The 22,788-nt window shown below is 72.4% G+C and carries 15 protein-coding genes and 2 pseudogenes; 8 read left to right on the forward strand and 9 right to left on the reverse strand.

Going from position 1 to position 22,788, the window contains the following annotated elements; all coding sequences use genetic code 11:
- Window positions 1-95: 95 nt before the first annotated feature.
- Window positions 96-1,691, forward strand: a complete 1,596-nt coding sequence (locus ACFYZJ_RS16655) for a TPM domain-containing protein (RefSeq protein ID WP_388568197.1) — start codon at window positions 96-98, stop codon at window positions 1,689-1,691.
- Here the strand turns inward: ACFYZJ_RS16655 and ACFYZJ_RS16660 are convergent.
- The 5 genes from ACFYZJ_RS16660 to ACFYZJ_RS16680 form a co-directional block, all read right to left on the reverse strand.
- Entirely contained in the window at window positions 1,654-4,263 is a 2,610-nt protein-coding gene (locus ACFYZJ_RS16660) for a SpoIIE family protein phosphatase (protein ID WP_388568199.1), read from the reverse strand. The two genes, ACFYZJ_RS16655 and ACFYZJ_RS16660, sit on opposite strands and share 38 nt — an antisense overlap.
- A gap of 276 nt (window positions 4,264-4,539) precedes the next feature.
- Entirely contained in the window at window positions 4,540-4,971 is a 432-nt protein-coding gene (locus ACFYZJ_RS16665; RefSeq protein ID WP_388568201.1) for an ATP-binding protein, read from the reverse strand.
- Between the two features lie 353 nt (window positions 4,972-5,324).
- Window positions 5,325-5,735, reverse strand: a complete 411-nt coding sequence (locus ACFYZJ_RS16670) for a (deoxy)nucleoside triphosphate pyrophosphohydrolase (protein WP_388568204.1) — start codon at window positions 5,733-5,735, stop codon at window positions 5,325-5,327.
- 54 nt (window positions 5,736-5,789) lie between these two features.
- Window positions 5,790-5,972 (reverse strand): SPOR domain-containing protein, encoded by a 183-nt coding sequence (locus ACFYZJ_RS16675; protein WP_388568206.1) that lies wholly within the window; start codon window positions 5,970-5,972, stop codon window positions 5,790-5,792.
- A gap of 572 nt (window positions 5,973-6,544) precedes the next feature.
- A complete protein-coding gene (locus ACFYZJ_RS16680; RefSeq protein WP_388568209.1) occupies window positions 6,545-7,297 on the reverse strand; it encodes a GntR family transcriptional regulator in 753 nt (250 codons plus the stop codon).
- Between the two features lie 223 nt (window positions 7,298-7,520).
- Here ACFYZJ_RS16680 and ACFYZJ_RS16685 point away from each other — a divergent pair, with 223 nt between their 5' ends.
- On the forward strand, window positions 7,521-8,627 hold the full coding sequence (locus ACFYZJ_RS16685; RefSeq protein WP_388568211.1) for a pyridoxal-phosphate dependent enzyme: 1,107 nt from the start codon (window positions 7,521-7,523) through the stop codon (window positions 8,625-8,627).
- A gap of 186 nt (window positions 8,628-8,813) precedes the next feature.
- Complete coding sequence (locus ACFYZJ_RS16690; protein WP_388568213.1) at window positions 8,814-11,381, forward strand: SpoIIE family protein phosphatase; 2,568 nt, start codon at window positions 8,814-8,816, stop codon at window positions 11,379-11,381.
- Window positions 11,382-11,393: 12 nt separating this feature from the next.
- Here ACFYZJ_RS16690 and ACFYZJ_RS16695 read toward each other — a convergent pair whose 3' ends face one another.
- Window positions 11,394-12,536 (reverse strand): ABC transporter substrate-binding protein, encoded by a 1,143-nt coding sequence (locus ACFYZJ_RS16695; RefSeq protein WP_388568216.1) that lies wholly within the window; start codon window positions 12,534-12,536, stop codon window positions 11,394-11,396.
- Window positions 12,537-12,633: 97 nt separating this feature from the next.
- Window positions 12,634-15,369: a SpoIIE family protein phosphatase gene (locus tag ACFYZJ_RS16700; protein ID WP_388568218.1), complete on the reverse strand. Its 2,736-nt coding sequence runs from the start codon at window positions 15,367-15,369 to the stop codon at window positions 12,634-12,636.
- 249 nt (window positions 15,370-15,618) lie between these two features.
- Here ACFYZJ_RS16700 and ACFYZJ_RS16705 point away from each other — a divergent pair, with 249 nt between their 5' ends.
- Window positions 15,619-16,962 carry a serine hydrolase domain-containing protein gene (locus ACFYZJ_RS16705; RefSeq protein ID WP_388568221.1) on the forward strand — a complete coding sequence of 448 codons (1,344 nt, stop codon included), beginning with the start codon at window positions 15,619-15,621 and terminating at the stop codon, window positions 16,960-16,962.
- Between the two features lie 46 nt (window positions 16,963-17,008).
- Here the strand turns inward: ACFYZJ_RS16705 and ACFYZJ_RS16710 are convergent.
- Window positions 17,009-17,905 (reverse strand): annotated as a pseudogene (locus ACFYZJ_RS16710) (N-acetylmuramoyl-L-alanine amidase); the annotation flags it as partial.
- 418 nt (window positions 17,906-18,323) lie between these two features.
- Here ACFYZJ_RS16710 and ACFYZJ_RS16715 point away from each other — a divergent pair.
- From ACFYZJ_RS16715 to ACFYZJ_RS16730, 4 genes and pseudogenes are all read left to right on the forward strand, one after another.
- Window positions 18,324-18,941 carry an RNA polymerase sigma factor gene (locus ACFYZJ_RS16715; RefSeq protein ID WP_388568224.1) on the forward strand — a complete coding sequence of 206 codons (618 nt, stop codon included), beginning with the start codon at window positions 18,324-18,326 and terminating at the stop codon, window positions 18,939-18,941.
- 329 nt (window positions 18,942-19,270) lie between these two features.
- The gene (locus tag ACFYZJ_RS16720; RefSeq protein ID WP_388568227.1) at window positions 19,271-19,723 is read left to right on the forward strand and encodes a hypothetical protein; all 453 of its coding nucleotides are present in this window, start codon (window positions 19,271-19,273) and stop codon (window positions 19,721-19,723) included.
- Window positions 19,724-19,954: 231 nt separating this feature from the next.
- A pseudogene (locus ACFYZJ_RS16725) lies at window positions 19,955-20,203 on the forward strand (transcriptional regulator); the annotation flags it as partial.
- 232 nt (window positions 20,204-20,435) lie between these two features.
- A complete protein-coding gene (locus tag ACFYZJ_RS16730) occupies window positions 20,436-21,608 on the forward strand; it encodes a glycoside hydrolase family 64 protein (RefSeq protein ID WP_388568603.1) in 1,173 nt (390 codons plus the stop codon).
- A 109-nt stretch (window positions 21,609-21,717) separates the two neighbouring features.
- Here ACFYZJ_RS16730 and ACFYZJ_RS16735 read toward each other — a convergent pair whose 3' ends face one another.
- Complete coding sequence (locus tag ACFYZJ_RS16735) at window positions 21,718-22,686, reverse strand: GlxA family transcriptional regulator (protein ID WP_388568230.1); 969 nt, start codon at window positions 22,684-22,686, stop codon at window positions 21,718-21,720.
- Between the last annotated feature and the right edge of the window lie 102 nt (window positions 22,687-22,788).

Consider the following 22,788-nt stretch of genomic DNA (forward strand, 5'->3'; position numbering starts at 1 on the left):
GGCACCAACCGCCGGGGAGGACCAGATCCGCCCCCCGTGCATCAGGCGCCGCACCCCGGTCGCGGTGCCGGGTGTTCAGCCATACGCTCCGAAATGTGACGCCGCCCCACCATCGACGCCGGCCGCGCCTGGCCGCCGTGTTCCGAGCCGTGCGGAGGGTGCCCGTCGTGTTCGCGGTGGTGCTGGTGCCGGGCCACACCTCCACCGGGGACCTCGTGCTGCCGCTGGTCGCCGCGGTCGCCGCCGTCGCCGTGGCCGCGTACGCGTCCGTGCGGCGCCGGCTGCGCGCGGCCACCCGTACGACGCCCGGCGGGGTGCTGCCCACCGTCGTACCGCTGGACGAACTCGACCGGCGGGCCCGCCGGTTGCTCGTCGAGACGGACGACTGCGTACGCACCAGCCGGGAGGAACTCGGGCGCGCTGCCGAGGCGTTCGGTGACGAGGCGGTACGGGAGTGCGCCGAGGCGGTGGAGTTCGCCGCGGCTCAGCTGGCACAGGCGTTCCGGCTGCGGCAGCGGATCGACGACGGGGAGAGCCAGGCGCGGGCGCTGCTGGCGGAGATCGTCGAGCGGTGCGAGGCGGCCGGGCGGCGGCTGGACGCCCAGGCGCCCGAGTTCGACCGGATCCGCGCGCTGGAGCGGACCGCGGGCGAGGCGCTGGAGCGTGCCGAGGCACGGCTGCGTGAGGTGGCGGCACGGCTCCCCGACGCGGAGCAGACGCTCACCGGGGCACGCGCGCGGTACGCGCTGTCGGCCTGTCTGCCGGTGGCGGGCCATGACGAACAGGCGAAGGACCGGCTGCACTTCGCCTCGACCGTCCTCGATCGGGCGCGGCAGGCGATGCGGGCCGGCGCGACGGACGACGCGGTGGCCCTGCTGCGCGCCGCCGAGGCCGCGACCGACCAGACGGCGGTCCTCCTGGGCGGTGTGGTCCGGCTCGCCGCGGAGCTGACGGCGGCGGCGGACCGCCTGCCCGCGGCCCTGACCGACCTGGAGGCCGACCTGGCGCAGGCCCGCGGGCTGCTGGGCACGGACACCGCCCGGGCGATCGCCCACGGGGAGTCGGTGGTGGCGCGGGTGCGGGAGGAGAGCGACGGGGAGGGGCCCTTCGACCCCGTGGGCGCGCTGCGGCGCGTCGAGCAGGTGGCCGTGGCGCTGGACCGGGCCCTGCACCGGGTGACGCGGGGGTCCGGTGCGCTGGGGCGACTCGACCGAGCCGTGCTCGTCGCCCGCAGTACCGTCGGGGCGGCCGTCGACCAGGTGACCACGCACCGCGGGGCCGTCGGCTGGGAGGCGCGGACGCGGCTCGCGGAGGCCGAGCGGCGGCTCGGCGCGGCGGTGAACACCGCTGTGCCGCCCGTCGCCGCTTCGGCCGACGCGCTCGCCGACGCCCGTGAGGCCGACGCGCTCGCCCGCGAGGCCCGCCGGCTCGCGGAGCGGGACGTACGGGCGTACGGGACGCCGTACGGCGAGGGCCTGTGGACGAAAGGCGCCGTGCTCGGCGGCATCCTGCTCCAGGCACCGCACCGCCCGGGCGGCCACGGCGGCCCCGCGAGCTTCGGCGGGCCGGCCACCCGGGGGCGCAGGGACGCCGGCGAGTTGTTCCGGACGGCGCCGACCGCGGCCCGGCCGTCGCCCGGAACGGCCCCGGCGCCTAGAACAGACTCAGCAGAGCCTCCGCCGGGTCCGTGACCCTGCCCTCGCCGCCCGGCAGCGGGAGTTCGAACCACACCGTCTTGCCGCGCGGCGTCCGGCGCGAACCCCAGGCCGCGGAGAGCATGCCGACCAGTTGCAGCCCACGGCCGCCCTCGTCGGTGTCCCGGGCACGGCGGCGGCGCGGCTGGACGAGACCCGAGTCCCACACCTCGCACACCAGCGTCCGGTCGAGCAGCAGCCGGAGCCTGATCTCGCCCTCGCCGTAGCGCAACGCGTTGGTGACCAGCTCGCTGACGAGGAGTTCGGTGGTGTCGACCAGCGGTTCGAGGTCCCAGCCGATCAGCTGGGCGCGTGCGTACTCCCGGGCCCGGCCGACGCTGCGCGGCTCGCGGGGCAGCGTCCAGTCGCCGACGGAGTCGGCCGGCAGTCCCTGTACACGTGCCATCAGCAACGCGATGTCGTCCTCGCCGTGATGGGTGTCCAGGGTGTTGAGGACGTGGTCGCAGACGTCCTCCAGCGGCTGGGAAGGGTCGGTGAGGGCGCCGACGAACGCCTGCAGTCCCTCGTCCAGCGGGTGGTCGCGGGACTCGACCAGGCCGTCCGTGTAGAGCGCGAGGAGCGCACCCTCCGGGAGTTCGACCTCGACCTCCTCGAACGGCTCACCGCCCACACCGAGGGGCATCCCGGGCGGCACGTCCAGCATGAGCGCGGGCTCGCCCGGCTCGACCAGCACGGGCGGGAGATGGCCCGCGTTGGCGAAGGTGCAGCGGCGCGTCACCGAGTCGTAGACCGCGTACACACAGGTCGCGAGGTAGACCTCGGACAGGTCGGCCTCGCGGGGGCGGCGGGCGGCGCGGGTGGCCTGCTGGACGCCTCCGGGTGCGCCGAGGCCGCGTGCGATCTCGTCCAACTGGGCGAGGACTTCGGCCGGTTCGAGGTCGAGTTGCGCCAGGGTGCGTACGGCGGTGCGGAGTTCGCCCATGGCGACGGCGGCGCGCAGGCCCCGGCCCATGACGTCGCCGACGACCAACGCGGTGCGGTGGCCGGGGAGTTCGATGACGTCGAACCAGTCGCCGCCAACCTCGCTGGGCCGCCCGGTGGCCGCGTTGCCCGGCAGATACCGGCAGGCGATGTCCAGGCCGGAGGCCTCGGGATCGCCCGGCGGCAGCAGGGAGCGCTGCAGTATCAGCGCCCGTTCGTGCTCGCGGCGGTACAGGCGCGCGTTGTCGATGCAGACCGCGGCGCGCGCGGCGAGCTCCACGGCGAGCGCGCGGTCACGTTCCCCGAACGGCTCGCTGCCCTTCGTACGGGAGAACTGGGCGAGGCCGACCACGGTGTCGTGGGCGACCATCGGGACCGCGAGGGTGGACTGGATCAGGCCACCGTCCTCGGCGGAGACGTGCCGGGGGCGCGCGGTGCGCAGGGCGTCGGCGCACTCGGAGTTGAAGGGGAAGTGGTGCACGGCGCCGACCTCGACCGGCGCGGGCCCGCCGGGCAGGGGCGCGTCCGAGACGGCGCTGGCGAACGCGACGCGGCGCAGCTCGGCGCTGCCGTCGGCCAGGCCCGGAGGGGTCTCGTCGCCGGCCAGCAGCCCCTGGTAGAGGTCGACGGTGGCGAGGTCGCAGAAGCCGGGCACGACGACGTCGAGGAGTTCCCGGGCGGTGGTCTCCAGGTCGAGGGAGTTGCCGATGCGGGCGCCCGCCTCGTTCAGCAGGGCGAGGTTCCGGCGGGCGGCGGCGGCCTCGCGGGCGGCGGCGCGGCGCGCGGTGATGTCGGTTCCGAGCCAGGCGATCCCGATGGGCCGGCCGCTGCCGCTGTGCACCCGGTAGAGGTTGACGGACCAGTGCTTGCGCTCGTCGGAGCCGGGGACGAACCCCGTGATGTGCATGTCCGTGATGGACTGGCCGGTCTCCAGGACCCGGCGCAGCGTGGCGGTGACGCGCTCGGCCTCCGGGGAGTGCAGGTAGTCGTGGACCGTACGGCCCCGGTGGTCGGCGGGCGTGCCACCGAACGTCGAGGCGAACCGCTCGTTGGCGCGGCGTACCCGCAGGTCGGTGTCGATCAGCAGGAAACCGAAAGGAGATTGGCCGAATATCGCCTGCGAGGCGGCGAGGTCGGTCTCGATGCTGCGGAGGGTGCGGGCGTCGACGATGATGCACACGGCGCCCTGTTCGCCGACCTCGGTCGTGGTGGGCATCACATAGACCTCGGCGAGCCCCTCGGTCCGCTCCGCGTCGGGCAGCCGGAAGGGGATGACGCCCGTCCACTCGCGGCCGTCCAGGATCTCGGCCATCTTGCGCTGACCGCGCTCACGCAGGTCCGGGGCGACGAACGCCTCGATGGGGTCCATCCCCACGGCCCGCTCGGCGGGGATGCCGAAGAGATGCTCGGCCCTCATGCTCCATTGCTCGACGAGCCCGTCGGGGCCGAGGGAGAACGAGGCGACCTTGATGTAGTCGTAGATGGAGCCGGGCGGACTGCTCTGCCACAGGGGCCCACCCGCCGGGTCACGCGGTTCGACGGCCGCGGCGGCATGGCTCGCGGCCCCGTCCCTCGGGCCGTCCGACGGGTCCTCGGACTCCGTGGCCTGCGCTGGTATCTCGCTCACGCGAACCGTCCCCTCCAGCTCACCGCGTCCGGCACCGGTCACCGGGGGCGGCTGCCCGCAGTATCCAGCACTACGGTGCCGCACAACACGGTGTTCACGATCACAGCACGGTCCCGATGGTTTTTGGACCGGCCGGGCCATACTCCCAGTCTTCTAACCAGGTGGTGCCCGCTCCAACCAAAGAACGCGACTCGCGCTGCTGGCTCGATCCGATCGGTCGGTGCGCGCCCTGCGGGCCGCGCGGGTGGCGCACTGCCGTGCACCGGGCGAGCAGGGTCAGCGGGGAACCGCGAGCTCGAACCAGACCGTCTTCCCGGTGTCCGCCGGCCGGGTCCCCCAGCGCCGCGAGGAGTGGGCGACCAGCTGCAGGCCGCGGCCGTCCTCCTCGTCGGAGCGCGCCCTGCGCTCGCGGGGGAAGTCGGGGAGGGGGTCGGAGACCTCGACGAGCAGGGTGGGCACGGGGCCGACGGCCCGGACGAGGCGGACGCCGATGGGGCCCCTGGCGTGCCGCATCGAGTTGGTGACCAGCTCGCTGACCAGCAGCGCGGCGACATCGCCCAGCTCGTCGAGACCCCAGGTGCGCAGCTGGCCCCGGACTACGGCGCGAGCGGTGCGGACCGCACCGGGGTCTGCGGGGAACGTCCACTCGGCGCTGTCGCCTTGGGTGTCGAGCACGCCGATCACTTCCCAGGCCAGAAGCCCACCCATGTCCGGTTTCGTGGGGTTAATGGGCACATACCCGATATCAATGGCGCCTTACCGCGCACTGGGGCGCACTGTGGCACGAACGGCGTATGGGGCGCCAGCCCCTGGAGCAACAGCAGCCCCAGCACCACCAGCTGCCAAGGGACCGGGACACCCCCGCCCCGGCGTGCGACTTGCGGCTTTTTCGCAGGTGAGGACCGCGGCATTCCGGCCTGCGCGGCCACGGGGGCCGCTCACAGACCAGACACAGGTTTTACCGTATCCATGCATCGGAGCCCGAGTTCACACGACCCGGGCCGGCCGTCGACCTCCCGTCGCGCCCTCGGCGGGCGGGAGTTCGGCGGCAGAGGGTCGGCCTACGGCGCGCCGTGGTGCGGCTGCCACGCGGCCCGTACGGCTTCGACGGCCGCGACGTCCTGGGGGAGCCAGTCGACGTCCCAGACCTGGTCGGGGGTCAGCCAGCGCAGTTCGTCGTGGTCCTCGAGGGGCTCGGGGGTGCCGACGAGGAGCCGGGCGGTCCACACGCGCAGGACGTACCCGGGCTTCAGGGGCCACTCCCCCGGGACGCGCGCGACCGGCTCCGCCGTCACGCCGAGTTCCTCGCGCAGCTCGCGTACGAGGGCGTGTTCGGGGATCTCACCGGGTTCGACCTTGCCGCCGGGGAGTTCCCAGCGGCCGGCGAGTTCCGGGGGTGCGCTGCGGCGGGCGGCCAGCAGGCGGCCGCCGTCCAGTACGGCGGCGCCGACCACGACGATCGGTTGCGTCATGCGCCGGAGCCTACGGGAGGCCTCAAGACGTCACGCGCCGGGGACGGATACGCCTCATGCGCCTCCGTTCTGCCCGATGCGCTCCACCCAGTAGAGCTGTTTGTGGCCGCGGCGGCCCAGGCTGTCCACGATCTTCTGCGCCTCGGCGCGGGTGGCGTACCTGCCCACGCGGTAGCGGTTGCCGTTGTCGTCCTGCCGTATGACGAGCCAGGGGAGAGTGACCGTGCTGTCGCTCATCGCGCCCCACCGCTCCTTCCCGCCCCTGCCCGCCCGAGTCCCGTCCTCGGCTTCCGCCGCACCCCGCCCACCAAGGAAACCGCACTGCGCATATGCCCGAGCCTACGCCTTACCTTCACGCAGCGAATCCGACTTTTCACAAAGAGGTACGCAACCAGCCATGACAGAGGGGGTGCGCGCCGTCACATGCGCCCCCTAACACGCCCCTGGCCCCCGCAGAGCAGCTCGAAGCGCCGGGGCCCGGGCGGTGAGAAACGACCGGATCACAACGGCGGCGAAGAGCCCGAACGGGGGGCAACCGCTGGACGGGGAAGGCGACTTGGCCGAGGCGTCGATGTCGGTGTCGGTGTTGGGTGAGGCGACTGGGCGAGGCGTCGGTGTCGGGTGAGGCGCCGTCGCGGTGGGCGCGTGGAGGCGGGTCGCGCACCGGCAGCGGGCCCGTGGCCGCCCGTGGGCTACTTCACCGGCAGGTGGCCGCCCGCGGGCTTCACCGGCAGGTGGCCGCCCGTGGGCTACTTCACCGGCAGGTGGCCGCCCGTGGGCTACTTCACCGGCAGGTGGCCGCCCGTGGGCTACTTCACCGGCAGGTGGTACGCCACCCGGTACCTGTCCGCGGGTACCACCACGTCCGCCGTCTCCACCGGGCGGCCCGAGGCGTAGAACGTCCGCTGGATGACCAGGACCACATGGCCGGGGACGCCGCCCAGGGCCAGCAGTTCCTCCGCGAGGCCGGGGCGGGCGCCGACCTCCTCCGTGACGTTGTCCACGACCACGTCGATGGCCGCCATCCGCTCCACGACTCCCATGCCGCCTAGCGGGCCCTCCTCGGGCAGCATCACGGGGCTGCGCCCGGTCAGGGCGAGCGGCTCCCACGAGGTGGAGAGCATCATCGCCTCGCCCGCGTCCCGGAACACGTACTTCGTGCACATCACCCGGTCACCCGGCCGGATGGCGAGCCGCTCGGCGATCGCGCCGCTCGCCTCCGTCTGCTCGCTGTGCGACTCCCAGGTCCCACGCGCGGAGGCGTCCGCCTGCTCCTGACGGAACGGGGTCGCGCCGCTGTCGGGCCGGAACCCGGAGCGGGCGACGCGCCGCGGCACCGGCCGCTCGCGGACGTATGTGCCGGACCCGGAGCGGCCCTCCACCAGCCCCTCGGCCATCAGCACCTTGCGCGCTTCCAGCGCGACCGTGTCCGAGACGCCGTATTCCTCGCGGATGCGGGCCTGGGAGGGGAGCCGGGTGTGCGGTGGCAGCAGACCGTCGACGATCTTCTTGCGGAGATCACCCGCGACACGCAGATACGCCGGCTGCTCACCGAAAGTCACTGGCCGCTCCCATCAGGTTGTACAGACAGCAACAGCCTGGCAACCGTCGGTTCCACCACGCAAGCACGGGCCAAAGAATCACCCGATGTGATGACTTCTCCTGGCCGAGGGCTTTACCCAGGCACTTTCTCCCCGCTATGGACGCCGTCACACCTCCGCGAACACGGAAGCCGCACAGTGCTCATGACGGAGAGTCAGGAACACCGGCAACTAGCCTTCTCGCATGACACCATTGCCGGACTGTTACTGCCCGGCGGACGGCACCCGCGTGGCCGCGGAGTCGCTCGCCTGGTGCTGCCCCGTCTGCTGCGGCCCGCTGGACCTGGACTTCGCACCGACACCCGCCCCGCTGAAGTCCCTCGGCGGCCGGGTGAACTCGCTGTGGCGCTATGCGGAGACGCTGCCGCTGGCCGGGCCCTCGGTCAGTCTCGGCGAAGGCCGTACGCCACTCGTGGAGCTGACGGAGGGCATCTCGGCGAAGCTGGACTTCCTGATGCCGACCCTGTCCTTCAAGGACCGCGGCGCGGTGCTGCTCGCCGAACTCGCGCTGCGCCTGAAGCCCCGCCTGGTGATCGCCGACAGCAGCGGCAACGCGGGCACGGCGATCGCCGCCTACTACGCCCGGGCCGCGCTGCCGTGCACGGTGTACGTCCCCGAGGGCACCTCACCCAAGAAGCTGGAGCAGATCGGGGCGCACGGGGCGCGGGTGCGGCAGGTCGAGGGCGGCCGTGAGGCCGCGGCGCGGGCGGCGCGCGAGGAGGCGGACGAGCCGGAGGTGTTCTACGCGTCGCACGTCTTCAACCCCTACTTCCTGCACGGCACGAAGACGTACGTCCACGAGCTGTGGGAGGACCTCGGAGGGCGGCTCCCCGACGTGCTCGTGCTCCCCGTCGGCAACGGCACGCTGCTGCTGGGCGCCGCCCTCGCGATCGCGGAACTGTACGGGGCGGGGCTGCTCGACCGCCGCCCTGCGCTGTACGCGGTGCAGGCGGCGGCGGTCGCCCCGCTGGCCCGCGCGTGGCAGGAGGGCGCCGAGGACCTGGTGGACGTCACTCCCGTGGGGCCCACGTCGGCCGAGGGGATCGCCATCCCACGGCCGCCCCGGGCCCGCCAGATCCTGCGCGCGGTGCGCGACTCGGGCGGCACGTTCCTCACGGTGACCGACGACCAGATCCGCCACGCCCAGCTCGACCTGGCGTCCCGGGGCCTGTACGTGGAGTCGACGGGCGTGGCGTGCTGGGCGGCCGTACGGGAGGGCGTCCTCGGATCCCGCAGCGCGGTGGTGCCGCTGTGCGGTGCGGGCCTGAAGACGGGGCTGGCCGGCTCCTGAGGTCACCGGCCCCGGACGGTCTCCCGGGCTGAGCGCCCCGCGCGGTGACAAAGAAGGCGCTCCCTGACGATACTCCACATAATGGGCAAGGTGGGTGACAGGGCCGCACTTTCCACTCGTCCCGCCGGCCGCCCCGCTCCCGGCACGGGGTCCGGCCGGAAAGGGCTCAGGAGCGGCGCCCTGGGCATGTTCTCCTCGGTCGTCATCGGCATGGCCTCGGCCGCCCCGGCGTACAGCCTGGCGGCCACGCTGGGCCTCATCGTGACGGGTGTCGGACTGCAGGCCCCGATCGTCACCATGCTGGCGTTCGTCCCGATGCTGCTGATCGCGTACGCCTACCGGGAGCTGAACGCCTCCAACGCCGACTGCGGGACCGCCTTCACCTGGGCGACCCGTGCCTTCGGCCCGCGCACCGGCTGGATGGGCGGCTGGGGCCTGATCGTGGCGGACATCCTCGTCCTGGCCAACCTGGCCGAGATCGCCGGTATCTACGGCTTCAGGCTGGTGGGCCTGGAGGCCCTGGCGGGGAACCGGCTGTGGACCACCGTGGCGGGCATCGTCTGGATCGCCGTGCTGACCGCCGTCTGCTACATCGGCATCGAGATCTCGGCCGCCCTCCAGCGCTGGCTGCTGTGCATCGAGGTGGTGGTGCTGGTCCTGTTCGCCGTGACCGCGCTGGTCAGGGTCTACACCAGCGCTCCCCCGACGGCGATCCACGTCTCCGCCTCCTGGTTCGACCCGTTCCAGGTGCCCTCGGCGAAGGCGCTGACCTCGGGCGTCCTCGTGGCGGTCTTCATCTACTGGGGCTGGGACACCGCCGTCTCGGTCAACGAGGAGACCGTCGACAGCACCCGCATCCCCGGGCGCGCCGCGGTGGTCTCCACCGTGCTGCTCCTGGTCACCTACGCGCTGGTGTCGACGTCCGCGCAGGCGTTCGCCGGGGTCGGCAGCTCCGGCATCGGGCTGGGCAACACCGGCAACGCGGGCGATGTGCTCTCCGGACTGGGCGACGCCGTCTTCGGCAGTCACGGCCCGGGACTGATGTTCTCCCGGCTGCTGATCCTGATGGTGCTGACCTCGGCGCTGGCCTCCACCCAGACGACCATCCTGCCGCTGGCCCGGACCGTGTTCTCCATGGCGGTCCACAAGGCGGTCCCCGCCCGGTTCGCCCGCGTCCACCGCAGGTTCCTCACCCCGACCTGGTCGACCGTCGGCATGGGGGCGGTCTCCATCGCCGTTCTGCTCCTGCTGAGTTCGTTCAGCCGGAACTTCCTGGCCGACTCGGTCGAATCGGTCGGCCTCGCCATCGCGTTCTACTACGGGCTGACCGGCTTCGCCTGCCTGTGGTACCACCGCAGGGTCCTCACCCGCAGCATCGGTGACCTGCTGTTCAAGGGCGTGCTGCCGGGGCTCGGCGGTCTGGTGATGCTCGCCCTGTTCCTCTACGCGGCCTTCGGCGTCTACGCGGACCCCCACTACGGCGCGACGGTGGTCGACCTGCCGGTGTTCGGCCCGACGGGCGGGGTCACGGTGGTGGGCCTGGGCGCCCTGCTGCTGGGCTTCGTACTGATGCTGGTGATCACCCGCGAGCACACCGCGGCCCTCAAGCTGCAGCGGAGCCTGCTCCCGCACCGCCTGCCGCGGCAGACGGCCGTGCAGGCCGCGAGCCGCTATCTGCCCGCCGACAACGGCTCCGGGGTGGGCGGCGACTGGTTCGACGTCATCCCGCTGTCGGGCACCCGGGTCGGTCTGGTCGTCGGGGACGTGGTCGGTCACGGGCTGCGGGCCGCCGCCACCATGGGGCGCCTGCGTACGGGCGTACGCGTGCTGGCCCGGCTGGACCTGGCCCCCGACGAGTTGCTCTCCCGGCTGGCCGACCTGGTCGAGCAGACCGCGCACGAGCGCCCGGCCGGCCATACTCGCGGGCGCGGCCGGCAGGCCGCGGGGGCACACGGGGTGACCTGCCTGTACGCGGTGTACGACCCGATCTCGGGACGGTGCAGCCTGGCGCGGGCGGGCCGGTCGCCCCTGGCGGTCGTCGCACCGGACACGGGCGCCGCCGACTACCCGGAACTCCCGCCCGGCCCGCCGCTCGGCGACACCGGCCCGCCCTACGAGTCCACCGAACTGCACCTTGCGCCCGGCAGCCTGCTCGCCTTCTTCACCGAAGGCCTCTTCCAGGCGGCGGACGGCACCGAGGCCGGGCGCGGCCTGCTCGCCCGGGCGCTCGCCGATCACCGGGCGCCGCTGGAGGAGCTGTGCGACCGGGCTGTGGCCACGCTGCTGCCCGGGCCGGTGGACGAGGACGCGACACTGCTGCTGGTCCGCACCCACCTGCTGGACCGCAACCGGTTCGCGCAGTGGGAGCTGGCGGCGGACCCGGCGGCGGTGGCCTCCGTCCGCACCACCGTCGGCAAGCAGCTCGGCGACTGGGATCTCGACGACCTCGCGTTCACCACGGAGCTGATCGTGACCGAACTGGTCACCAACGCGATCCGATACGTCGGCGGCCCGATCCAGGTGCGCCTGATCCGCACGGAGCCGATCAGCGCCTTCGCCGCGGGCACCCTGATCTGCGAGGTGTCCGACACCGGGCACACCGCCCCGAACCTGCGTCACGCCGCGAGCGACGACGAGGGCGGCCGGGGCCTGTACATCATCGCCCAGATCACCCAGCAGTGGGGGACGCGGTACACCCCCACGGGCAAGACCATCTGGACCGAGCAGCCGCTGCCGCCCACCGGTTCCCCGTAAGAACTCCGAACGTCAGCCGGAGACGACCGCCGCCCAGTCGCGCTCCACGGTCCGCCTCGCCTTGTCCAGTTGCGCGTCGGTCGGGAACTGCGGCGTTCCCTCCACCGTCGGCAGCCGGGCGGCGGCGGTCCTGTCGAGGGTGCCGTCCTTGCGCATGACGTCCATGAGGACCGGGCGGGCATAGCCGCGGAGCCGGAGGTTCTGGCCCTCCGTGCTGAAGAGGTACTCCTGCCAGAGGCGGGCGGCCGCCGGGTGCGGGGCGTTCCTGTTGACCGCCAGCGCGTAGTACTGGGCGAAGCTGCCGTCGAACGGGATCGCGACCTGCCAGTCCACGCCCTTGCCGCGGAGTTGGTCGGCGGTGTGGAGGTTGATGTAGTCCCAGTTGATGGTGATCGGTGTCCGGCCGTCCCGGACGTTCGCGGAGGTGCCGGGCAGGGGGTTGAGGTTCCCGCTCTTCTTGAGCTTGGCGAAGAAGTCGATGCCGGGCCGGATGTCGTCGAACGACCCGTTGTTCGCCAGCGCGGCCGCGTAGACGCTCGAGAAGGCGGTTTCCGACCGGGTCGGGTCGCCGTCGAGGGCGACCATGCCCCGGTAGGCGGGCTTCAGCAGATCGGTGAAGGTCTGGGGGCAGGGCTGGACGCGCCGGGCGTCGCAGCCGATCGACATGTAGCCGCCGTAGTTGTTGGACCAGTGGCCCTGCGGGTCCTTCTGGTTGCCGGGGATCGCGTCGAATGCCGCGACCTTGTACGGCGCGAGCAGGTTCTGCCGCGCCGCGGCCCGCGCGAAGGTGTCTCCCGCGTCGATCACGTCGGGGGCGGTCGGCCGCTTTCCGCTGTTCCTGAGGGCGTTGACCTCGTCCTGGCTGTGCCCCAGCGGGTTCTCGACGGTCACCTTGATCCCGTACTTCTTCTCGAATCCGTCGATCAGGCCGCCGTAGTCCGCCCAGTCACGCGGAAGCGCGATCGCCGTGAGCCTGCCCTCCTTCTTCGCCGCGGCGACCAGGGCGTGCATGCCGCCCACGTCCTGCGCGGACGTCGCCGTCGCTGGCTTCTCGAGCCGGGTGGTCGGGGTGCCGCCGCAGGCGTTCAGGCACAGTGTCGTGAGGAGGGCGAGGCAGCCGAGGGCGGCCGCTGCACGGGCACGGGGTGCGGTCACGACGGCTCCAGGAGGGTGGGGCGTCGGCCCTTCGGTCATCCAGGCCAGCGTACCCATGCCGGGCGATCGCGCAGGTCGGACGGTGTGCGTGGCGTCCTCACAGCGCAGAGTCCTCCCACTGGCCGAGCAGGATCTCGCCGAGCCCCTCGACGCCCGCGCCCTCCGCGGCGCCGCCGTGGAGGGACTGTTCGGCCCAGATGACCTTGCCGGTGCCCGTGTAGCGGGTGCCCCAGCGCTCGGCGAACTGGGCGACCAGGAACAGTCCGCGGCCCCCCTCGTCGGTGGCCTTCGCCCGGCGCAGCCGGGGTGAGGTACTGCTGCCGTCCGCCACCTCGAAGATCAGGGCACGGTCGCGCAGCAGTCGTACGGAGATGGGTTCGCCGCCGTAGCGGATGGCGTTGGTGATCAGCTCGCTGAGGATGAGCTCGGCGGTGAAGACGTTCTCCTCCAGGCCCCACTCCGTCAGCCGGCGGGCGCAGGCGGTGCGCACCGGGCCCACCGCCGCGGGGTCGCGGGGGACCTGCCACTCGGCGACCCGGTCGGGGCCGAGACAGTGGGTGCGGGCCACCAGCAGCGCGATGTCGTCCGTGGGCCGCTCGGGCAGCAGCGCGTCCATCACCGTCGCGCAGGTGGCCTCCGGGGTGCGGTCCGGTCCGGTCAGGGCGGCGCGCAGGGCCGCGAGGCCGGTGTCCAGGTCGCGGTCGCGGTCCTCGATGAGGCCGTCGGTGAAGAGCACCAGCCGCGAGCCCTCGGGCACGGTCAGCTCGGTGCTCTCGACGGGCAGACCGGCGCACAGGCCGAGGGGCGGCGAGACGGGCACCGGAGGGAATTCCACGGTTCCGTCGGGACGGACGAGCGCCGGTCCGGGGTGGCCCATGGTGGCGATGGCCAGCTGCCCGGAGACGGGATCGTAGACGGCGTACTGGCAGCTCGCCCCGGTGATGCCCTGCCCGTCCTCGCCGGCGGTGACCTCGTCGGCGTCGATCTGGGCCACCAGCTCGTCCAGTCGCCCGAGCAGTTCGTCCGCGGGCATGTCCAGGCCGGAGAAGTTGTGCACGGCGGTCCGCAGCCGGCCCATGGTCGCCGCGGCGTGCAGGCCGTGGCCGACGACGTCGCCGACCACCAGGGCCACCCGGGCACCGGACAGCGGGATGACGTCGAACCAGTCGCCGCCCACTCCGGCCTGCGCGGGCAGGTAGCGGCAGGCCACGTCCAGGGCGGACTGCTCGGGGAGCTCGCGGGGCAGCATGCTGTGCTGCAGGGTGACGGCCATGGTGTGCTCGCGGGTGAAGCGGCGGGCGTTGTCGACGCTCACCGCGGCCCGGGCGACCAGCTCCTCGGCGAAGGACACGTCCTCCTCGTCGAAGGGCGGGGAGGAGCGCCCCCGCCAGAAGTCGGCCGCGCCCAGCACCACCCCGCGGGCCCGCAGCGGGACCGCCAGCAGGGAGTGGATGCCTTGGTCGAGGATGCGCCGGGATCGTTCCGGGTCCTGGGCCACCCAGCCGTCGTCCCCGCTCAGATCCCTGACCAGGACCGCCCGTCCGCCGAGCATGCTTTGGGAGACGGGGTGGGTGGGGACGAACCGGATCAGCTCGCCGACGGGGTAGAGCAGGTGTTCCTCTTCCATGCCCGCGACCGCGACCCGGCGCACCTCGGGGTTCACCGCGGAGGGCTCCCCGCCGGCCAGGACCGGGTCCAGCAGCTCGACGGTGACCACGTCGGCGAACCTGGGCACCGCGACCTCCGCCAGTTCCTCGGCGGTGCGCTTCACGTCCAGGGTGGTACCGATCCGGCCCCCGGCGTCGTAGAGCAGTTTCAGGCGTTCGCGCGCCACCTCCGCCCGGCCGGACAGTGCGCGCAGCTCGGTGGTGTCCCGGAGCGTCACCACACTGCCGACCGGTCCGTGGGGTGCGGTGGGTCGCTTGTTGACCGCCAGGAGCCGGTCGGCCGTGAGGTACACCTCGTCGGTGGCCGGTCGGTCGGAGGCCAGCAGCCCGGCCAGGTCCTCCTCGACGCCCAGATCGCCGGCATGGCGCCCCTCGGCGTCCGCCGGCAGGTCCAGCAGCCGCCGTGCCTCGTCGTTGGCCAGCAACAGCCCTCCGTCGGCGCCGATGATCAGCACGCCTTCCCGTACGGCGTGCAGGACCGCGTCGTGGTGCTCGTACATCCGGGTCATCTCGGCCGGGCCCAGGCCATGGGTCTGCCGCCGCAGCCGGCGGCTCACCAGAGCCGACCCGCTCACGGCGATGACCAGCGCCCCGGCGGCACCGCCGAACAGCACCGGCAGCTGCCGGTCCACCCTGCCCTGCACCTTCTCCACCCTCACGGGAACGGCGACGATGGCGACGACCGAGCCGTCGGGGGCCCGGACCGGTACCGCCGAGACCACCGAGAGACCCAGGGACCCCTGGAAGGTCCTGGTGAACGGCTTGCCGGCCGCGGCCTGCGCGTAGGGGCCGATGACATGCTTGCCGATCTGGTGCGGATCGCTGTGGGTGAGGGTGATCCCGTCCAGCCGGTACACGATGATGGCGTCGACACCCGCGGCCTTACGGGCCGCCTCGGCATGGGGCTGCAGCACCGCGCTGGGATCCGGGCTGTTCAGCGCGGCCACGATCCCCGGCGAGTTGGCGAACGTCTGGGCGGCGGCGAGGGTGCGGTTCCGGGCGTCCGCCGTGCTGTCCCGCCGGGCCTGCACCACGAGAGCCACCAGCGTGGCGGCGACGAGCAGCACCACGACGGCGAACTGCAGGAGAAAGACCTGCCCGGCGAGACTGCGCACGCTCAGCGGGAAGCGCGGGCGGCGCGCAGACCGACCGGATGCTCCAGTCATATCCCCTTTCTATCGTTTACGGGGCGGAATGCGCATGCTCAAGCGCCGCACGGTCGCCGCCGGTCCCGCCGACCGGTCTCTCCGCCATCGAGATCGCCCCTCCGCGCCCGGCCCTGACCGAAATCCGCTCGTCCGCCGGTAGTACCCCCTGCTCCTCCGCGTGCACGATGCTCCGCGACACCGCCCCGGCGAAGATCGCCGGGACGATCTTTTCCCGGTTCCCGCACGCAGAGAGGCTGCTCCGAAACCATGCCCTTAGTACGCCGATCCCAGGGACGCCCGGCTCCGACGAGACGGCACTGGGCCGTTGCCCTCACCTGTGCCGCGGCCCTCGTCACCCCGGCTGCCGCGCTCCCCCAGGCGCAGGCGGCCACCCGCCCGGCCACCTCCGCCGCCGCTGCCCACCGGCCGGCCACGGACCGCGCGGCCCTGAAGGAGGCGCTCAAGGCCATCCACACCGCCGGCATGTACGGCGCCTACGCGGCCGTGCGGGACGGTGCCACCACATGGCGCGGTGCCGCCGGTGTCGCGGACCGGGACACCGGCCGTCCGGTGACACCGGACATGGAGCAGCGGATCGGCAGCATCTCCAAGTCGATGACCGCCGTCGCCCTGCTCCAGCAGGTCGCCGCGGGCCGCCTCGACCTGGACACTCCCGTCTCCCGGTACCTCCCCGGCCTCATCCCCGGTGAGCGCGGTGACCGGATCACCGTGCGGATGCTGCTGAACCACACCAGCGGTATCGGCGACTACGTCCGCTACGCCTTCCCGTCGTTGCAGAAGCTGTCCACGAGCAGCCTGGACGACAACCGCTTCCGGCACTTCGACCCGCGGGAGCTGGTCCGGATGGGAGTACAGGCTCCGCCGACCGGCGCTCCCGGCGAGAAGTGGTCGTACTCCAACACGAACTACGTCATCGCGGGGCTGCTGCTCCGCAAGCTCACCGGTGAGAACCCCGAGCGGTACATCACGCGCAACGTCATCCGCCGGGCCGGTCTGCGGCACACCTACTTCCCCACCGGACCGCGCATGACCGGCCCGCACCCGAAGTTGTACGAGTCCTTCTACGGACTGATCGACCCACCGCGCGACTACAGCGTCTACGACATGTCCTGGATCCGAACCGCCGGCGCGGTCGTCTCCACCATGGCGGATCTCGACCGCTTCTACCGGGAGCTGCTCACCGGCCGGCTGCTCCCCGCCGCCGAACTCGCCCAGATGCAGAGGACGGTCCCGATGACCGATGCCCAGGGCAACGTCATCGGGCACTACGGTCTGGGCCTCATCCGCTTCGACTGGGGATGCGGTACGTTCTGGGGCCACAGCGGCGCGGTGTTCGGCGCCGAGACCTGGGCGATCTCCAGCCCGGACGGCCGTCGGCAGATGGCCCTCGCCTACAACCTGTCGAAGTACGACAAGCTGGCACCGGACGGCACGGTGACCCCGAGCCCGATCGACGACGCCATCAACTCGTTCGTGGCCAAGGCCCTGTGCGGTCCGGCCACCGGTTCCCCGGCCCTGCGGTCGGCCGGGGTGAACGCCGCCCCGGCGGACGCACTCGATCGGCGGTCGCTCCCGGTCGCGATGCACTGACAGCGGCAGGAAAGAGCCAGGACAGGGTCAGGACAGAGCCAGGACAGACCTGCACGTGGTACGCGTAGATGCTGCGCACGATCGACGCCGAGTCGGCACAGGAGTAGTCGTTGGCCCCGTCGGTGTGGTGGACGAACACGGCCTTCACGTCGGCGTTGTACTCCGGCGCCTCAGGGCTCATCGACTCGTCGGCGCCCCAGTCGGCGCGGGCGACGATCGGCGGTTCGGGCCCGGTGGACGGCGGTGCGGACGGCGTGGTGGCCGACGGGCTCGCCGTGGGCGAGGCGGACACCGAGTCGGTGGGGGTGGCCGTGGGCGTGGGCGTGGTGTCGGTCGGTGCCGGGGACGTGGTGGTCTGACCGTCGGTCGGCGTGACGGTGGTGCCGTCGGTGGGTGCGGCGGAGTCGGTGGGCGTGGTCGAGTCGGTGGGCGTGGCGCCGGGACTCGTGTCGGCGACGAAGGCGACCGGCCCACTGGTGGTGGAGCTGGTCTCCGCGTCGGTCACCACGCCCGGGTCGACCAGGTTGACCTCGAGTCCCTTGGGCAGCGGGCCGGTGGTGCCGTTCTTGCGGACGACCTGTACCTGGACGCCGTCGGAGGCGCCGACCCAGAGGGGCTCGGACGCGCCGCGCACGCGGGGACCGGGCTTCTCCAGCGGGTCGACGTTCAGTTCGAGGTCCTGCCAGGAGCTCCACGCGCCGCTTTCACGGCTGCGGGTACGCACCTGCGCCGTGCCGTCGAGCCGCTTGGCCGCACCCGTCCACGAGACGCCGACCATCGAGAACTGCTGGGTGTCCGTGCGCGGAAGCTCCCGCTTGCCCGCCTCGGTGCCTTTCAGCGCGAGGTCGTAGACCTTCAGCGGCCGCTTGGCCCGGACGGCAGCGCCCTGGTCGGAGGGGCTGGCGACGGCATAGGTCACCACGCCCCCACCGCCCAGGACCACGGCACCGAGCGTCAGCCACGCCCGATGCTTGAGACTCAGCGGTCTGTACGCACGCGACGTACGACGACTCACGACGTATCCACCCCCAGAGGGCCCGGAAAGGCCACGGAAGAAAGCCAGGAAGAAAGCCAGGGAAGGCACACCGGCCACACGGGCAACCCCTCCCCCCAGCGCATCGGGGCCGACGAACATCACAGTGAAACAGGCCGGAGTGATGCAGATCACTTCGAAGTCGCCGCGCGCCCGGGACGGTCGGCACTGCCGATCCGCACCGTCGATGTCGTCCGTTGTCATCCGGGCCGCTGTGACATTCCTGTGCGACATGGCGCTGATGATCATGTAGGGGTGGGCAGAGGCGCGGCACCGCGACCCGGGTCCACCGTCGCGTGCTCGACCGACGGGCGGACTAGGACAGGTTGTGGGCCAGCGAGCGGAGCCGGACAGCGGGCAGCCGCGGGACACGGAGTTGGGTGCCGCCGTCGCGCGGGCCCAGGACGGCGACGAGGCCGCCTTCGCGGTCGTGTACCGGATCGTGCAGCCCAGACTGCTGGGCTACCTGCGTGGGCTCGTCATGGAGGACGCCGAGGACGTGGCGTCCGAGGCCTGGCTGGAGATCGCCCGCGACCTGGGCCGGTTCAAGGGCGACGGCGCGGGCTTCCGTGGCTGGAGCGCGACCATCGCCCGCCACCGGGCCCTGGACCACTTGCGCCGCCGCCGTAGCCGCCCCGTTTTTGCCGCGCTCGAGCTGGATCTGGTCGAGTTGCCCGGGCCGGACAACGCCCATGACCAGGCGCTGGAGGCTCTCTCGACCGAACGCGCACTGGAACTGGTGCGCAGCCTGCCCCGTGATCAGGCCGAGGCGGTGCTGTTGCGCGTCGTCGTCGGCCTGGACGGTCCGGCCGCCGCACGTGTCCTCGGCAAGCGGCCCGGCGCGGTGCGCACGGCAGCGCACCGCGGGCTGAAACGGCTGGCCCGCCAACTCGGCGCGTCGGATGTGACGGGGAAGGGGCCCCATACGCTGAGGCAGTCGGAATGAGCAGCGACGGCGCCGGACGCGTACAACAAGCGAGCGACGATCACGCGAGGACGGACACAGGCATGGGCGACCGACACGGCGACGGCGGAGCATGCGCCCGCCGACGCGCCGGCTCGGACGGCCCAGTGGTCCACGGGGACAGCACGGCCGGCCTCACGGATCTGGAAGCGGCGCTCGGCCACGCGTTGCGTGCCGACGCCCGCGACACGGCTGCCGAGCGGCGAGCTGTGGCCGCTTTCCGCACTGCTCGCGACGCGGGGGCTCACCAGGCGGCGCGGTCCCGGAGGCGGGACGACTGGCGTGCGCGGCGCAGCCCTTCCGGCCGTTGGGTGAAAGCCACCGTCGCTCTGTTCGTCGCCACCTTCACCCTGGGCGGTGTGGCGATCGCGGCGATCGGCTCGCCCGACTCCGCCACCAGTCCGCGGGACGAGGCGCCCGCGCAACGGCGTCCCTCGCCGACGGCTTCCCGACCCTCAAGGCCCGCACCGGAGACGGCGGGCCCCACCATGCCTGCCGTATCCGCCCCGCCGGACCGTCCGCCCACGGCCAAGGACATCCAGGCCCACTGCCGCGCGTACGCGTCGGTGAAGGGCCGGGGCAAGGCTCTCGACTCGACGTCCTGGCAGCGGTTCCTCACAGCCGCCGGCGGCGAGGACCACGTCGCTGCTTGGTGTGCCGCCCAGTTGTCGCCGGCGGAGACCGGCCACGCCGGCAAGCCGAGTGACAAGCCGCACGGCAAGTCCGCCGACGACAAACCCGGACAGACGGATCACAAAGGCTGACGGAGCGGCGGGCCCCGCCCGACCGGGGAGAGAGGACGGTCCTCCCGGGCCCGATCCGCACGTCGTCCATGAGATGCACGTCGTGCATGAGATCGGCGGTCAACTGTCCGCACCGCTCAGAGTGCGGTGCCCGTCTCCTCGGCCGGCGCCCGCAGGAGGCGGTCCTGGAACGCCTCGTCGTGGACGGCGCGGTGCGGCTGCATCCGCCGGTCCTGGCATCAGTACCCGCCGACCGCCTGGGCCAAGCACAATGTGTGCCTGCACCACACCGGCCGCAAGTCCTTCCACCACCCGGCCGTCGGCGTCCTCACCCTCGGCTTCGACGCCATGGAACTGCCCACCCAGCCCGGCCTGACCCTCACCGCCTACAGCACCGCCCCCGGCACACCCGGGCGCGACGCCCTGCAACTCCTCGCCTCCTGGGCCGCGACCCAGAAGGCGAACACCGTGGCCGGGGCCACTCCAGCCGACGACCAGTAGCCCCTGCGCTCGCCCGGCGAACCTCGCTCCCGAGCCGGTGCTCCGGATCGCTCGGCGGCTCAGGCGGCCGCCGGCTTCTGGAAGCGCGAACGCCACGGGTTCAACTTATTGACATGGGCGCGTCCTGATGCCACGTTGAGAGCGCTCTCAGAAAAGGTACGGACCAATCTCGGTTCCCCGGGCAAACCCCCCACGGAGGTGGAGCGTGCTCAGCAGGCTCGTTCACCGACTCCTGGCCCCGGCCGCGGCGGCAGCACTGCTCGCCGCGGTCTTCTCGGTCCAGGCGCCCTCGACCGCCGCCGCGGCGGTCCCCGACACCATCCCCCTGAAGGTGACCAACAACTCCGGCCGCAGCGGGCCGGTGTACCTCTACGACCTCGGCACCCAGCTGTCCACCGGGCAGCAGGGCTGGGCGGACGCGAACGGCACCTTCCACGCCTGGCCCGCCGGCGCCACTCCCCCCGTCGACGCACCCGACGCGTCCATCCCCGGACCGGCCGCCGGGCAGTCGACGACGATCCGGATCCCGAAGTTCTCCGGCCGCATCTACTTCTCCTACGGCCAGAAGTTGGTCTTCAAGCTGGCCACGGGCGGCCTGGTCCAGCCGGCCGTGCAGAACCCGAGCGACCCGAACCACGACATCCTGTTCAACTGGTCCGAGTACACGCTGAACGACTCCGGCCTGTGGATCAACAGCACACAAGTGGATATGTTCTCCGCCCCCTACGCGGTCGGGGTCAAGCGCGCCGACGGCACCACGGCCGGCACCGGGCACCTCAAGCCCGGCGGCTACAACGGCTTCTTCACCGCCTTGCGCGGGCAGCCGGGCGGCTGGGCCAACCTCATCCAGACCCGCTCCGACGGCACCGTGCTGCGTGCCCTGTCCCCCGGGCACGGCCTGGAGACCGGCGCGGTGCCGGCCTCCGTGATGGACGACTACGTCAATCGCGTCTGGCAGAAGTACGCGACCACGAGCCTCACGGTCACGCCGTTCGCCGACCAGCCGAACACCAGGTACTACGGCCGCGTGTCGGGCAACGTCATGAACTTCACGGACGCCTCCGGCGCGGTCGTCACCACCTTCCAGAAGCCGGACGCCGACAGCATCTTCAACTGCCACAAGCTGCTCGACGCACCCAACGACCAGGTCCGCGGGCCCATCTCGCGCACCCTGTGCGCCGGCTTCAACCGCTCCACCCTCCTGATCAGCCCCAACCAGCCGGACACCAACCCGGCGGACTTCTACCGGGACACCGTGACCAACCACTACGCCCGCGAGATCCACGCCCGGATGGCCGACGGCAAGGCCTACGCGTTCGCTTTCGACGACGTAGGCAACCAGGAGTCACTCGTCCACGACGGCAGTCCGCAGCAGGCGTACCTGACCCTCGACCCGTTCAACTGAGTTCACCTGGAGCGGGCCCCCGCCGAGTTCGCGGCCCCAGAGGATGTCACTGACGCGCTCGACCGCCGAGGTGAGGTGGCGCCGCCGCCCGCGGGCCGGCGCAGGGCCGCTACTCGGCGCCGCGGGCGGTGGCGAACCTGCGCTGAAAGGCGGCAGGGCTGATGGACAGCTCCCGCGCGAAGACCCGGCGAAGACTCTCGTAACTCGGGAAGCCGGCCAAGGACGCCGCCTGCGTCGCGGTGCAGCCCTGGTCGAGCAGCGACTTCGCGATGTCGAACCGGATCGACTCGACGTACCGGGCCGGCGTGGTGCCCAGTTCCTCCCGGAACAGCCTCGTGAGGTGGCGCGTACTGACGTTGAGACGCGCGGCCAGTTCGGCCACGGAGTAGGTGCCGGCGGGATCCGCCGTGACCAGGCCGACGACCCTGCGCAGGGCGGGCGACCGGGGCGGCGGACCCTGCAGGGGAGCGGAGAACTGTGACTGGCCGCCCGCACGCTGCAGGTAGACCACCAGGGAGCGGGCCACATCCCGGCTGACGTCGGGACCGTGGTCCTCCTCGACAAGAGCCAGCGCGAGGTCGATGCCCGCGGTGACACCCGCCGAGGTGTACGTGGTGCCGTCGCGCACGTAGATGGCGTCGGGTTCGACGCGGGTCTTCGGGTGCCGGGCGGCGAGTTCGCTCGCGATCTTCCAGTGGGTGGTCACCCGTTTGCCGTCCAGAAGGCCGGTCGCGCCCAGGACGAACGCACCGGAGCACACGGAGGCGACCCGGCCGGAGCGGGCTGCAAGGTCCCTGGCGCCTTCGACCAGATCGCGCGTGACGGGGGTTCTCGGATAGATGTCTCCGCCCGGCAGCAGGAACGTGTCGGGGTCCGGCTGCGTGGCGGCGCTGCCGTCGACGGCGATCCGCATCCCGATCGAGGAGGCCACGTCGGCACCCGTCGTCGACACCAGGGCGATCCGGTAGTCGGCACCGAGCAGATTCGCTTCCCCGAACACTTCGGCGGGGCCGGCGACGTCCAGCAGTTTGACCCCGTCGTAGACGAGGATCGCTACCCGATGCGTGTCGGAGCTCACAGATCCATCCTGAGGTGACTGGATTCGAGTGGTTCATGGCCGGACCGAGGCGGCGCCGGGGGCCGCATGGTCGGCACCGTGGAGAACGGACGCACGGTCCAC

Source organism: Streptomyces sp. NPDC001848, from assembly GCF_042891915.1.
Lineage (GTDB): Bacteria > Actinomycetota > Actinomycetes > Streptomycetales > Streptomycetaceae > Streptomyces.